Origin of the sequence: Pedobacter gandavensis, assembly GCF_032678465.1 — a bacterium.
In the GTDB taxonomy this organism is placed as follows: Bacteria; Bacteroidota; Bacteroidia; order Sphingobacteriales; family Sphingobacteriaceae; genus Pedobacter; species Pedobacter gandavensis_B.
Genome location: NZ_JAVTSK010000010.1, coordinates 81,319 through 95,521, shown reverse-complemented (window position 1 = coordinate 95,521; position 14,203 = coordinate 81,319). Strand labels below are relative to the sequence as shown.

The window sequence follows — 14,203 nt, the reverse complement described above, 5'->3', positions numbered from 1 at the left end:
TGTTGTGTTTTATTTAATGACGTTAAAGGTAATCATCATTGTGGTTAAAAAGAGAACAACCAGGCCAGATAAGAAGAGTATATCCGCGGTTTTTTCCAGTCGATCGTGCTGTCCTTTTATTTTCCCCATGGAGATAAAAGAAAGAATACAGCTGGTCATGAACAATAGAATGGCCAAAGCAGTAGTCTCATCTATTAAAGTAACATCCTGCATTTTAGAGACTTTAATGGAGGTCAGTACGATAAAGCAAAGCCCTAAAAGATTGGCAGAAGTGTTCAGGATATGTGGTGATCGGTTTTCTTTCATGCGATAATTTCCGGAGATATGGTTATTCTTGTTCTTCTAATTTGATGTTCTTACTTAAGCGATAAACCTTTCTTTTCTTTTCAGGTTTCTCTTCACCACCAAGCAGAATTCCCCAGGGTTTTAAAGAATCTATACGATCAAAAATGATTTTCAGCATGGCGAGGTATGGGATGCATAGGAACATTCCTGAAATGCCCCAGACCATTTCACCGACTACGATCCCAATAAAGGCAAATAAAGCATTGATCTTTACTTTAGAGCCCACGACCAGCGGCATTAATATGTTTCCATCTACCGCATGGACGGCAATGAAGGCAATGATCACCAGCAAGACCTTTGCAGCACCTGCAGTGGCAAAAGTGATCAGTACACTGATGAGTAAAGCACTGAATATCCCGATATAAGGAATGATGTTAAATATTCCAGTGATTAAGCCCAGTAGAACTGCATATTTCACCCCAAGTATCCAAAGTACCAGCATCATTAAACTGGTCACAATTACCATTTGGAGGAATAATCCGGTGATGTATTTCTTAATGATGTATTGAATTTGTCGGACAATTTCACTTACCTTTTCTGTATGTTGTTCTTCAAATACAGCCGTTAAAAAGCTAAACAATACTTTTCTGTAGTTGAGCAGGAAAAATGTAAACAGCAATAGGAAAAAGAGGAATAAGAGAGAGGTGGACAGCGTAAGTAAGGTAGCGCCAACAAATACTGCGCTGGTAGATAATGCTTTTGAAGCTACTTCTTTCACATATTCAATCTGTTTTTGGGCATTCACACCAAAATTAGCGGCGATCCATTGCTGTAGTTCATGAAAAGAGGTTTCTCCCTGATGTTTCAATAGGGGCCAGTCTTGCCATAGGTCAGTCAGTTGGTTGACCAGGAAAAAGAGGATACTACTAATCACTGCGATCATCAGGATCACTGAGATGATAGAGGCCATACTTCTTTTGAGACGGCATTTCTGTTCCAGGAAATTAGCCAGTGGCAATAATAAAATGGCCAATAAAAAAGACGTGAGTAAAGGAGCAAGGATGGTCTGTCCCAATATGGCGAGGTAACCTAATGAAATAATGGAGAACAGGACTATTGCTAATTTTGCATTAAATGGTTGGGTGGAGCTGTTCTTCATGGTGGATTTCTTATCTTAATAGCCTTGTAATTTAATCATTTACTCACAAAGACAAATGCCTTGCCAAATTTTCTCCGGCAAGGCATTTATGAATAGCTTTGTTTTTATTTCCAGCTGCTTGCCTCATCTAAAATGGCGATGTCTTCTACATTCAGTTTCATCAGGGCTGCCTTTTTCAGGTCTTCCAATTGAGAAAGACTGGTTACACTGGCAATTGGAGCGGTTATCGTAGGTCGGGCAATCAGCCAGGCCAATGATACACTTGCCGGCGTGGCATTATATTGCTCGGATACTTCATCCAATGCTTTCAGGATTTTAAAGCCACGCTCATTCATGTATTTCTGAATGCCAGCGCCACGTTGACTTTTACTTAAATCCGTTTCAGAACGGTATTTCCCGCTGAGGAAACCACTGGCTAAGGCATAATAATTGATCACGGCCAGTTTGTGGTCGATTACCACCTGTTCCAGGTCTTTTTCATAGGCTTCCCTGGCATACAGATTATATTCCGGCTGAAAGGTCTGGTATTTAGGAAGGCTTAGTTTTTGAGCAATCTCCAAGGCTTCTTTTAAACGTACTCCTGTGTAATTTGAAGCGCCAATCCAGCGGATTTTCCCTGCCCTGATCAATTCATCATAAGCCTCCAGCGTTTCGGCAATCGGTGTATTTGGATCGTCGTAATGGCTTTGATAAAGGTCGATATAGTCTGTTTTTAGTCTTTTTAAGGAGGCATCTACGCCTTCAAGGATGGTCTTTTTAGAAAGTGATTTCCCATGACCCATATCGCCACCTACTTTAGTTGCAATGATGACCTCGTTACGATTTTTGCGTTGTTGCATCCAGTTGCCGATAATCGTTTCAGATTCTCCGCCGGTATTGCCCGGATTCCATCTGGAATATACATCTGCGGTATCGATAAAGTTGAATCCAGCTCCCCTAAAACCATCTAATATTTCAAAAGATTTGGCTTCGTTTATGGTCCAGCCAAAAACATTTCCACCAAAAGTGATCGGGTATACAAATAAATCGGAGTTGCCTAGTTTTCTTTTTTCCATTGCCAGCTATCTGTTGTTTTAATTGTTTGTTGAAGGTCCTTGATGAGTATTAAGGACGAATCTATTTAACAACGATTAAGGCTTCTTTGTTGTTAAATAGATTGTTCAGTCATGGAAAATGACATTAATTACAACTTTGTCCCTCTTAGCATTTCCCTTTTACCCGGAGCACCAGGTAACTTTTCTATGGTAAAACCATTACTTTTCAAGGCTCGTTTTAATTTTCCGGTGATGGCATAGGTTACGAAAGTTCCGCCTGATTTCAGGAAGCTGCAGGTATGGGCAATGATTTCATCCGACCACATTTCAGGTTGATGTTGTACAGAAAAGGCATCATAGTAAATCAGATCAAAGCTTGCAGGTCCCTGAAACTGATCCAGTGTAGTATGTGGGATAAATAGCTCTTGTTCTGGAAATAGGCGGACTGGCGCTTTTAGGGCCTTCAAATAATTGTTTTCTAAACTATTCCAGATGTTCTCCGGGACATATTGTTGGTAGCCAGTTGATTTTAAGGCTTCCAGTTCTAATGGGAAAGCTTCCAGTCCGGTGTATTTAAGTTCCAGGTTTTGTGCTACTGCATGCTCCAGTGTGAGCAGGAAGTTGAGTCCTGTGCCAAATCCGACTTCCAGAATGGAGATGGCTTGCTGCTTTGTAGTGAGGTGCTTAAATCCGGCTTCAATAAATACATGTTTACTTTCTTGTAAAGCACCATGTTTAGAATGGTAATGTTCGCCAATCGTTTCGTTGAACAAGGTATTTGAGCCGTCGGCAGTTAAAGTTATGATGTTCATTTTTACAGATGAGCCAAAATTTATGGATCAGTCGCAAGATAATGCTTTTTAAATTTGCTGTTGAGGCTTTTGTGAAACTTAAGAAGCTTTGTGTAGCTTTAAGGAAGAATTATAATATGGATATAGAAAACTTTAGAGCATATAACCTCAGTTTAAAAGGGACCACCGAGGGGATGAAATGGGACCACCTTTGCTTTATGATTGCGGAAAAATTATTTGTGATCATTGATTTGGAACTGGGAAGCTTCTCTATTAAATGTGATCCTGAAGATTTTGATGCCCTGATAGGTCGACCGGGAATTCAACAGGCACCGCATATGGCGAAAAGACAATGGATCAAAGTGAGTGGATTAGAAGTGATGTCGGATGAGGAGTTAAAAGCCCGGATTGCAACCTCCAGAGCATTGATTATGGCAAAACTGAGCAAGAAATTACAGGCATTATATGTCTGATTATAAAAAAAAGCGCGGCTTCCATAGAGAGAAGACCGCGCTTTTTCATTGATTAATATCTTTATTACCACATTCTGATTCTATCCTCTGGTTTCTTGTATAGTTTATCACCAGGTTGAACATCAAAAGCTTTGTACCAGGCATCCATATTTACTGGTGCACCAATGGTTCTGTATGGACCAGGAGAGTGTGGATCTGTTTTGATCAGCTGTGCTGCGGTTTCATCCAAAATATTTCCTCTCCATACCTGAGCCCAGGATAAGAAGAAACGCTGGTCAGGAGTAAAGCCATCAATTTCATCTTCCGACTGTCCTTGTTTGGTTAATTTAAAGGCAGTATAAGCCGCATTCAAACCACCCAGATCGCCAATGTTTTCTCCCATAGTCAGTTTACCAATCACATGTATGGTATCCAGCACGGTATAAGCATCAAATTGTTCACCTAGGGCTTTGGTTTTTGCTTCAAATTTAACTTTGTCTTCTGGTGTCCACCAGTTGCGTAAGTTTCCATCTTTGTCGTATTGACTTCCGGAATCATCGAATCCATGAGACATCTCATGGCCGATTACCGCACCTATACCTCCGTAATTTACGGCATCATCCGCATTAGGATCGAAGAAAGGGAACTGAAGAATTCCAGCAGGGAAAACGATTTCATTCATCGTTGGACTATAATAAGCATTAACGGTAGGAGGTGTCATGCCGAAACGAGTACGATCTACTGGTTTCCCCAATTGGGTAACCATCTCATTATATCCCCATGCACCTGCATTGCGCAAGTTTTGGAAGTAAGTAGTACGGGTAATGGTTAAACCGGCATAATCTTTCCATTTATCGGGATAGCCGATTTTAGGAACGAAAGCGTTTAGTTTTTCCAGTGCTTTTCCTTTGGTTTCCGCACTCATCCAATCCAGACCATTGATTCTGATCTCAAATGCTTTTCTCAGATTGGAGATTAATTCTGTCATGCGAACTTTCGCATCCGGTTTAAAGTATTGGGCAACATATAATTGTCCGAGTAATTCACCAATGGTACCATCGGTTAGCTGCGACATTCTTTGCCATCTCGGGGTTTGTACTTTCTGACCAGTCTGTGCCTGGGTAAAAGCAAAAGCTGCATTTACAAAAGGACTACTTAGGTTAGATGCTGCTGATTTCAATACATTCCATTCCAGGTATGTCTTCCAATCAGCCACAGGAACAGTTTTTAACAACCCATCCAGGCTCACAAAGAATTTAGGGGAAGATACCAGAATGGTGTCTTGTCCGGTTACCTTAAATTTAGGAAGCATGGTTGCCCAGTTCAACTGTGGTGTCGTTTTACTAAATTCTGTAACAGTGAATTTATTATAGGTTTTATGTGGATCACGCATTTCCACTCTAGCCATTTGTGCTTCCGCTAATTGTTTTTCAATCGCCATCACGGTTGCGGCTTTTTTCTTTGCTTCAGCTGGAGTACTACCTGTTAAAGTAAAAAGGGTAGTCATGTATTTATCGTAAGCTTCTCTGATTTTTACACTTCTAGGATCATCTTTCAGGTAATAATCGCGGTCAGGTAAGGAAGTTCCTCCCTGTCCAAGTTGGGCCATATATTTATTGACATTTTTTCTATCCTGGCCAACGTAGAAGCTGAACATCGGTGAAGCCAGGCCAGTGGTTCTCAGGTAGGCTGCATGATCAAGAATACCTTGAAGGTCTTTGATCTGTTTAATTTTTTCCAGGTCGGCCTTAATTGGTGTATAGCCTAGTTTTTCAATAGTCAGACTGTCCATTGCCGCGGCATAAAAATCACCTACACGCCTTTTAACAGAACCTGCAGGAGCGGATTTGTCGGCTGCAGCGCTTTCTACCAGACCTTTTACGGCATTGATATTGAAGTCCCGGAGTGCATTAAAACTCCCCCAGCGTGTTTCTTTAGCGGGAACAGGGTTGTTTTTGATCCAGGTACCACTTGCATATTGGTAGAAATCATCACCAGGTTTAACGCTTAGATCCATGTTTGCAGGATCAATAAATTTCATTTGTGATTGAGCATTTGCAGTGTAGCTTGCAGCCAGAATCCCCAATGCAGCAAAATAGCTTTTCAGTTTAGTAGTCATAATCAGTTAGTTAATAGCAGATGGATATGACCGTAATTATCCCCATAACAATTATTGGCCCATCCATCGGATGATCAATGTAGGAAATCGCTGTAAATAAACCATATATCTACTAAAAATATTACTTATAGAACCAGTAATATAGCTTGGTTAAGCCTAGTTTTTTAATGATGCCCCCTGTAAACATAACTATCTTTATCGCTTTCATAACCTGGGTATTTATATCTATTTAACATATTTTAACATATTTTATTGTGTGCTGCTAAAATTTTATGATATAAAATACTTCTGAAAGGATGTTTTAGGATGTCTTTTTTATACGTTGACGCTGACCGATATAAAGGCCTAAAACTACGAGAATGGTTCCGCAAACTGTGTACCAGGTGATGGGTTCATCCATCAGCCACCAGGCATAAAAGAAACCAAACAAAGGACATAGGAATAGCCATAGAGAGGCTTTTACGGTATCGAGTTTGAGTAAAAAGAACCAGCAGATCAGTCCGGTGACGGATACGGCTAGACTGAGCCATAAAACGGAATACCAAAAGATCGCATCAGGTTGAAAAGAATCGAAATTGCCAAAAACAGCAGTCACAGGTAGCAAAAAGAATCCGCCTAGTGTCACTTGCCATCCGTTGATCAATAGATTTGGTAAAGTCCAGGTGACACTTGCATAGTATACACTGGCAAAAGAAACCACGATCATGCTGAGCATCAATAGTCCAATCCCCATCAAGCTCGTGCTTTGGTTGCCTAATAGTGGGTAGGTCGCGAAAGCAATACCGGTCATACCAAGAACAATACTTAATATTTCTGCTCCGGAAGGTCTGCGTCCTATCAGCCAGGAGGAAAACAGGACAATCAACAATGGGTTGGTCGAAACCGCCAGACTGCCAATCCCCGCAGCAGTAAATTTCATAGCATAAACATATAGCCCCAGGTACACGGCGGTATTCAGAAATCCGAAAATAGCCAGTTGTTTCCATTCACTTCCAGTAGGAAGGCGGTAGATTTTATCTTTACTGATCCCATAACAGTAACCAAGTAACACCAGGCCCGCAAGGAAAAAGCGAACATTGGCCAGGATCAGTGGTGGGGCAGACCTGACCCCGAATTTAGTAGCTACTGAAGCAGATGCCCAAAGCATTGAAAATAATACCCCTATACCAAGTGTTTTTATTGTCCCTTTTGTCATTTCGTCTTAAACCTAAGGAATTTGCTGATTTTTTGGAAGTTTTAAGGTTTAAGAAAGCGATAATTTGGCCGAAAATTGATCAAAGGAAATTTTTTCCGACTGTTCTTGTGCAAGAACTTAATAAAAACTTAACGGTAATGGTAAGGCCTGGCTTTTTCTATTCCTTTAAATTTGTAATATATTTTATATATTGGATCACCAAATATAACCACACCTAACACCAAATCATTGAAACAGCTCACAGACCAGGATTTGCTGACCTTATTGAGACAGGACGATAATGACGCGTTTAATGAAATTTACTCACGTTACTGGGAAGTGGTATATGCAATCGCCTGCAAGAAACTGAACAATCGGGAGGAGGCAAAAGATGTGGTTCATGATTTATTTATGATCATCTGGCAAAAACGCCATTCTTTAAAAATCACCACTACTTTTATTGGCTTTATATATACCATTTTAAAAAACAAGTTGACAGACCTTAGTCGTCGACAAAGCCTACGCATCAAACATGATGTCGAGTTTCTGAATATCACAGAAGAAACAGACAATTCACTTTTCGAACAGTATAGTACCAAGGAGATGGCTAATCATTTGAGATTGGAAATTCAACGGATGCCGGTAGGAATGCGTACCGTTTTTGAAATGAGCAGAGAAGAAGAGCTTTCTGTGAATGAGATTGCGGGAAAGCTTTCTATTTCCTCACAAACGGTAAAGAATCAAATCACCAGCGCACTGAAAAGACTTCGTCTGAAATCCCAATTGTATTAAAATTGGATAAAATAGTATTTATTTATCCTGCTCCTTTTTTTTAAGTTAGTTATGTACTTAGTATATGACAAGACAACAAAATAAAGCGCTTTAAGGAGAGCTATTTTCGGGTCGCTCCCCAATTGATGTCAAATTAATTATTTAATTCTATGCAGGTCAATAATGACTTGTAAAATCTGAACTCAAATTAAATGAATTATGAGGTGCAACAACCTACAATTGACTTTTCTGGCTGTACTAACGTTTGCCCTTGCCGGAGGCTGTAAAAAGAAACCGATTGATGATCTGGTTTCAGAATCTCAAAAATTAAAAGCGAATACATTAGCTGCGACTGCAGCTGCAGGCACTGCAGAAATCACGATCAATTGGGAACAAACCTTCCAGCGCATTGATGGTTTTGGTGCTTTTGGCGGCCGTATTGTACCATTCTTTGAATCTCCGAAAAGAGATAGCATCATGTCTTATTTATGGGGGAATTCCGGATTGAAGCTGAATATGGTGCGCGGAAAAGTATTACATACTTATCCTTTCAATAAACAAACGGGAGTAGTGACCATCAAGCCTGCAGGTGTCGACATCGATGTGAACGTGAACAGTACTGCTTATACTTCCTTAACAGCGGTCCAAAAGGAACATCTGGGACAATTATGGATTTTAAAGAAGATTAAAGAACGCTACCAGGTGCCAATTACCTTTGCAAGTACCTGGACACCTCCGTTGTCGATGAAAACCAATACCAGTCAGGAAAGTGCGAAATGGTTCAATGGCTTGAATTACAATACAAGCTCCAGTGACTTCGCAAGATATATGGCTGGATTTGCGAAATCCTTTCAGAATGAAGGTGTGAATTTTTATGCCATATCTCCTTCCAACGAACCAGAGAACGTGTTCTCTGATTGGGATGCTTCTTATTGGACTTCAGCGCATCTTGGGCAATTTGTTACTAATAATTTAAGACCTGCTTTAAACCAGCAAGGCTTAAATACCATGAAAATTCTTTCTTCAGAGAATGCGGCATGGGGTACTGCGAATACTTTCCTTGCCGGGATGGATAGAAGTAATGTAGATATTCTTGCTGGTCATGGTTATGTAGAAGTAGGACAATTGGTTGGTGGACAACGAGGTTTAAATCAAAGTCCGGTGACCTGGAATTATGCGACTGGAAATAAACCAGTTTGGATGACAGAGACTTCTGATGATGGTGGGACTTACGACAATACCATAGTAGGGGGATTAAAACTGGCCACCAGTATGCATAAGTTTCTGGCAGAGTGTAATGTCAATGCCTTCGTTTATTGGTTAGGGATGTTAGCGATTCGTAATAATGAATCCCTGATCTGTACCAATAGTGATGGTTCACTGGATTTCCCCAAAACTTATGATGTAATGGGACAATTCTCAAGGTATATTCAGGCAGGTTATTATAGGTTTGGTGCTAGTGTACAGAATAATTCAGTTTTAAAAGTATCTGCATACAAAGATCCAAATACTGGAAAATTCAGTTTGGTAGCGATTAATCCGGGTACAGATATGATTACTTGTACGCTTCGCTTACAAGGTTTTACTTCTGGTACATTGACGGGCTATCAGACTTCTGGTAGTAGTGCGGCACATTGGCAACAAGGTACTGCATTAATTGCTAATACAGATGGTAGTTTTACGCTCACTATTCCTGCGCAGACGGTAACTACTTTCACTGGTCTTAAAAATTAATTGTTATTGATGAGCCTATAATTGAATTTCTTGTTTTGGTAATAAAGGTTTTATTTATAGGGTGATAGTTTATTGTTGCCTCCTGGAGTTTTAAAATTTCAGGAGGTTTTTTTATAAAATTACCTTTTCTCATAGTACTACTCCAGTCCCCATTCGTTATGTATTTAGTATATGAACGAAAAAGAAAAAGACGATCTGTATAAAGCATTCGGAATCACTCCGCCTTCCGACGTTTTTGAGGATGAAAATGATAAAGCGTATTTGCGTCAGGAAATCCTGGAGCGTATTCAGTTGACTCAACATGTCCAGCAACAGCAGGAAAGAGTATTCAAACTGAAGAGAAAGAAAGTCATGCTGAGTATCGCTGCTGCGGTATCTTTTATTTTACTCTCCACAAGCGTATTGTTTTTCTATTTTTTTAATACTGCTTATATCACGATTGAAGTGGCAAAGGGAGAGACGCGTCAACTGGTATTGCCAGATGGCTCCAAAGTGTGGTTAAATTCTGCCAGTACATTTAAATATCCTAAGAAATTTGGAAAGAAGAGGACGGTTTACCTGATTGATGGAGAAGGTTTCTTTGACATCGTTCATGATAAAAACGTTCCTTTTGTAGTAGAGGCTGCTGGTATTAAGACCAATGTATTGGGAACTTCCTTTGTGGTAAAATCTTATCAGGCATTGTCAACCATGAGTGTCGCGGTATTGTCAGGAAAAGTAGCGGTAAGTGACGATCAGCAGCAGACCAGTATACTCCTTAAAAACGAACAGGTTGTGTACAATAAGGATCACCGTAAACCGAAGGTATTAAAGGTTCAGGCAGTTGAGCGTAGGGCATGGAATGATGGCAATATTGTTCTGAATGCAGCTTATTTTGAAGACCTGGTATTGGCAGTAGAAAATGCCTATCAGGTAAAAATCAAATATGATCCCGAAAAATTCAGGAACTGTCAGAACAGTATCCGTTTTAACACCAGCCAAAGCTTAACCGAGGTATTGGACCTCATCAAGGAAATACAAGGAATTACTTACCAAATTAACAAAGAAAAGGAGGTGCTTATAACAGGTAGCGGATGTAATTAAATCGGTCAATAGTATTAAAAAAAGAAGATCAGTACCTGTTAGAGCAGATACTGATCAGAATGTACAGCATTTGGGTAACTCTTCGAAAAATTCTCCAGATGGCCGTGCTATGTTTCATTGAAATTATAAAACGAATAAAAATATGAAAAAAAACATTACTACACTAATTCTTAAGATAATGAGAGTAGGATTAATAGTGTTTGCCACATTGCTGACTTCCGCCGGAACCTTGTTCGCGGAAACGGTTTTTAGTCAGCGACTTAATAAGGTGAAAGTAGATTTACATCTGAAAGGCGAATCCTTAGAAAAAGCAATAGAGAAAATCAGCAAGAGCAGTAAGTTGGATTTTTCTTATAACAATAATGAATTGAGAAAAGTAAAGGGGATTGAAATGGAGGTTTCTGGAAAACCTTTAAATGAAGTGCTTTTTCAATTGTTGAACGGCACCCCTTTTTCTTATCGTGAATCTGATCATAATATTGTGATTTTTAAGCGTAGGGATCAGGACGCCTTACCAGTTCTTTCCTGGGTGAACGAAGCCATTTTAATCAAAGGAATGGTGACCGATGAAAAAGGATTACCTATTCCTGGAGTTTCTGTTCGGATTATGGGAACGCCAAAAGCTGCCACCACAGATGCAAATGGTTTATACCAGATTGAAGCAGGTTCACCAGCTGATGTATTGGTGTTTAGCTATGTTGGATTGACCGAGCAAAAGATTGTGATCGGTACACGCAAGCAAATCAATGTGGTGCTACAGGATGATGATAAGTTTCTGAATGAAGTAGTGGTGGTAGGTTATGGTACTCAGAAGAAAGTAAATCTGAGTGGGGCAGTAGATGGTGTTTCCGGTAAGGAAATAGAAAACAGGCCGATTGCCAGTGTTGGAGCAGGTTTGCAAGGGATGATTCCTAACTTAAATATCACCATTTCTAGCGGACAGGTGAACAAAGCACCTAAATTCAACATCCGTGGATTTACTTCATTAAATGGTGGTTCTCCTTATATCCTGGTAGATAATGTGCCTTTTACAAGTGAGGAATTACTGGCTTTAAATCCTGCAGATATTGAAAATGTAACGGTTCTGAAAGATGCGGCATCTGCAGCAATTTATGGAGCCAGAGGTGCTTTTGGTGTGGTTTTAATCACTACAAAATCAGCAAAAACTGAAGATTTAAAAATAAATGCCAATACGTATTATGCCATCAGACAATTGGGAAGAGTACCAGATATTGTGACTGATCCAATTACAGTAATGGAGTATAAACATGATGCCGCTTATCCTTTATACGATTTATACCCGGAGAATATTAGGGATTATGCCAGAAAACGTTCTGCTGATCCTGGTTTACCATCTGTAATTGTATCTCCAACCGATCCAAATGCCTGGATGTATTATGGGACTACGAACTGGATGGATGAAGTTTACAAACCAAATGCACCAACTTATAATGCCAACCTGAGTCTTTCTAAAAAAGATGATAAACTAAGCTATTATTTGTCTTCCGAGTATTTTAGAAATGAAGGAATGTTTAGGTATGGTAATGATAAATATGACCGTTATAACCTTCGTGCTAAAGCGGATTTTAATTTGTCAAAATGGTTGAACATAGGAACCAATACGATGTTTGTGACCAGTACCTATGATGAGCCTTCTTATAATGGTGAAGGGTTCTTCCATAATGTAAACAGACAGAGTTCTTTGGACGTGCCAACCAATCCTGATGGGAGCTGGACTTCTACCGGAGCCGCCTTATTAGGAAAGATGCAAAGTGGTGGACGTAGAATGACCAGAGCAAATAATTTTCAGACTACTTTTACCGCAAAAGCTTCCCTGATTAAAGATATCTGGGATTTAAAAGCTGATGCAACAGTACGTAAGATTGATACTACCGGCAGATCTTTTGACCTTGCAATTCCTTATAAAACAGGACCAAATTCTGCAATTAGTTACAGCGGCAGCATTGCAGGTTCTGCTACAAATACAGAAAGACACCTGAGAAACAATATCTATAATATTTATACTGATTTTCATAAAACCTTTAATGAAAAGCATTACCTGCAAGTCCTGGCTGGTTTTAATCAGGAAACCAGGAACTGGAGTTATGGCTTTGTAAGCAGGACGAATTTAATTAGCTCTACCTTACCTTCTCTAAATCTTGCGACCGGTCCAATCAGCGCCGGAGAGCGCATGGAAGACTGGGCAGTAAGAGGTTGGTTCTATCGCATGAATTATATTTTTGACGACAAATATATTCTGGAGTTAAATGGTCGTTATGATGGGACTTCCCGCTTTCCTTCAAATGACAGATGGGGCTTTTTCCCGTCTGCTTCTGTAGCTTGGGTGATCAGTAATGAGAAAATCTTTAAGCCCATTGCAGAAAAATTAAAAATCGATCTGCTAAAATTCCGTGCTTCATATGGGGCTTTGGGTAACCAGGATGTGAGTGCTTATTATTATATCCCAACCATGAATCCTGGACAAATCGGACAGATTCTGGATGGCAATAAGCCTACAGCTGTTAATCCTCCAAATGCAGTAGCAAAAAGTTTAACCTGGGAAAGGGTTTCAACTATGAATTTCGGTGGAGATATCAGTATGTTCAAAAATAGATTTGACCTGAGCTTTGATGCTTATACCAGATATACCAAGGGTATGCTCACTAAAGGAAAAACACTTCCAGGTGTTTTCGGGGTTTCTGAACCAAGAGTGAATGCTGCGGATTTGAAAACCAAAGGATGGGAACTGAGAATTGGCTGGAAAGATGGGTTTATGGTAAACAACAGTCAGCTGTACTATAATATTGGGTTCAATATGGGCGATAGCCGTAGTTACATTACTAAGTTTGATAATCCTAATGGTTTATTAAGTGACCATTATGTAGGTAAAGAAATGGGGGAAATCTGGGGATTGGAAACAGAAGGTTTTTTCCAGTCGAAAGAAGAATTGGCGAGTCATGCTGACCAGACTGCGGTCGGTGCCGATGATACAGGTTATAAGTTTGATGTCGGTGATTTAAAGTTCAGAGATCTGAATGGTGACGGTAAAATCAATAAAGGTAAAAATACACTGGCCGACCATGGAGATCAGAAAATCATTGGGAATACCACTGCCAGATATCAGTACGGAATCGATCTTGGAGCAGGATGGAAAGGTTTTGATGTCCGTGTATTTTTTCAGGGTGTAGGAAAAAGAGATTGGTATCCTAACCCTAGTAACCATTATTTCTGGGGTGTTTATGCTCAACCATGGACCAATGTTCAGGCACATAACCTGGATCGCTGGACTCCTGAAACTCCGAATGCTTACTTCCCTCGTGTGAAAGCATACATTGCCGAAGATGCAACGGAATTGGGTAACCCACAAACGAAATATTTACAGGATGCTTCTTACCTGAGGTTAAAAAACCTTACCCTGGGCTATACACTTCCTAAATCTTTAACCAGCAGACTAAAGATGGATAAACTGAGAGTGTACTTTAGTGCGGAGAATATCATGGATGTCTCACACATCAAAGCCAGATTGGATCCAGAAGGATTAGATGGAACCATCTATCCTTTCCAAAAGACTTACTCTGTTGGTTTAAACCTTAATTTTTAA

General features: G+C 39.9%; 11 protein-coding genes. 5 read left to right on the top strand and 6 right to left on the bottom strand.

Going from position 1 to position 14,203, the window contains the following annotated elements; translation table 11 throughout:
* Positions 1-9 precede the first annotated feature (9 nt).
* The 4 genes from R2Q94_RS17725 to mnmD all read right to left on the bottom strand — a co-directional run bounded on the left by R2Q94_RS17725 (position 10) and on the right by mnmD (position 3,290).
* Positions 10-306, bottom strand: a complete 297-nt coding sequence (locus R2Q94_RS17725) for a hypothetical protein (RefSeq protein WP_316822809.1) — start codon at positions 304-306, stop codon at positions 10-12.
* 22 nt (positions 307-328) lie between these two features.
* Positions 329-1,444 (bottom strand): AI-2E family transporter, encoded by a 1,116-nt coding sequence (locus R2Q94_RS17720; RefSeq protein WP_316822808.1) that lies wholly within the window; start codon positions 1,442-1,444, stop codon positions 329-331.
* A gap of 104 nt (positions 1,445-1,548) precedes the next feature.
* Complete coding sequence (locus R2Q94_RS17715) at positions 1,549-2,499, bottom strand: aldo/keto reductase (RefSeq protein ID WP_316822807.1); 951 nt, start codon at positions 2,497-2,499, stop codon at positions 1,549-1,551.
* 128 nt (positions 2,500-2,627) lie between these two features.
* Positions 2,628-3,290 (bottom strand): tRNA (5-methylaminomethyl-2-thiouridine)(34)-methyltransferase MnmD, encoded by a 663-nt coding sequence (gene mnmD, locus R2Q94_RS17710; RefSeq protein WP_316822806.1) that lies wholly within the window; start codon positions 3,288-3,290, stop codon positions 2,628-2,630.
* 41 nt (positions 3,291-3,331) lie between these two features.
* Here mnmD and R2Q94_RS17705 point away from each other — a divergent pair, with 41 nt between their 5' ends.
* Positions 3,332-3,742, top strand: coding sequence for an MmcQ/YjbR family DNA-binding protein (locus tag R2Q94_RS17705; RefSeq protein ID WP_316822805.1), 411 nt, complete (start codon positions 3,332-3,334; stop codon positions 3,740-3,742).
* Positions 3,743-3,806: 64 nt separating this feature from the next.
* Here the strand turns inward: R2Q94_RS17705 and R2Q94_RS17700 are convergent, their stop codons facing one another.
* Both R2Q94_RS17700 and R2Q94_RS17695 read right to left on the bottom strand, forming a co-directional pair.
* On the bottom strand, positions 3,807-5,840 hold the full coding sequence (locus tag R2Q94_RS17700) for a M13 family metallopeptidase (protein WP_316822804.1): 2,034 nt from the start codon (positions 5,838-5,840) through the stop codon (positions 3,807-3,809).
* Positions 5,841-6,141: 301 nt separating this feature from the next.
* Positions 6,142-7,035, bottom strand: a complete 894-nt coding sequence (locus R2Q94_RS17695; protein ID WP_316822803.1) for a DMT family transporter — start codon at positions 7,033-7,035, stop codon at positions 6,142-6,144.
* Positions 7,036-7,263: 228 nt separating this feature from the next.
* On the opposite strand from R2Q94_RS17695, the gene R2Q94_RS17690 reads away from it, so the two are divergent.
* The 4 genes from R2Q94_RS17690 to R2Q94_RS17675 all read left to right on the top strand — a co-directional run bounded on the left by R2Q94_RS17690 (position 7,264) and on the right by R2Q94_RS17675 (position 14,203).
* On the top strand, positions 7,264-7,806 hold the full coding sequence (locus tag R2Q94_RS17690; protein WP_316822802.1) for an RNA polymerase sigma-70 factor: 543 nt from the start codon (positions 7,264-7,266) through the stop codon (positions 7,804-7,806).
* Positions 7,807-8,004: 198 nt separating this feature from the next.
* Positions 8,005-9,519, top strand: coding sequence for a glycoside hydrolase (locus R2Q94_RS17685; RefSeq protein ID WP_316822801.1), 1,515 nt, complete (start codon positions 8,005-8,007; stop codon positions 9,517-9,519).
* 171 nt (positions 9,520-9,690) lie between these two features.
* A complete protein-coding gene (locus R2Q94_RS17680; RefSeq protein WP_316822800.1) occupies positions 9,691-10,602 on the top strand; it encodes a FecR family protein in 912 nt (303 codons plus the stop codon).
* Positions 10,603-10,744: 142 nt separating this feature from the next.
* Complete coding sequence (locus R2Q94_RS17675; protein WP_316822799.1) at positions 10,745-14,203, top strand: TonB-dependent receptor; 3,459 nt, start codon at positions 10,745-10,747, stop codon at positions 14,201-14,203.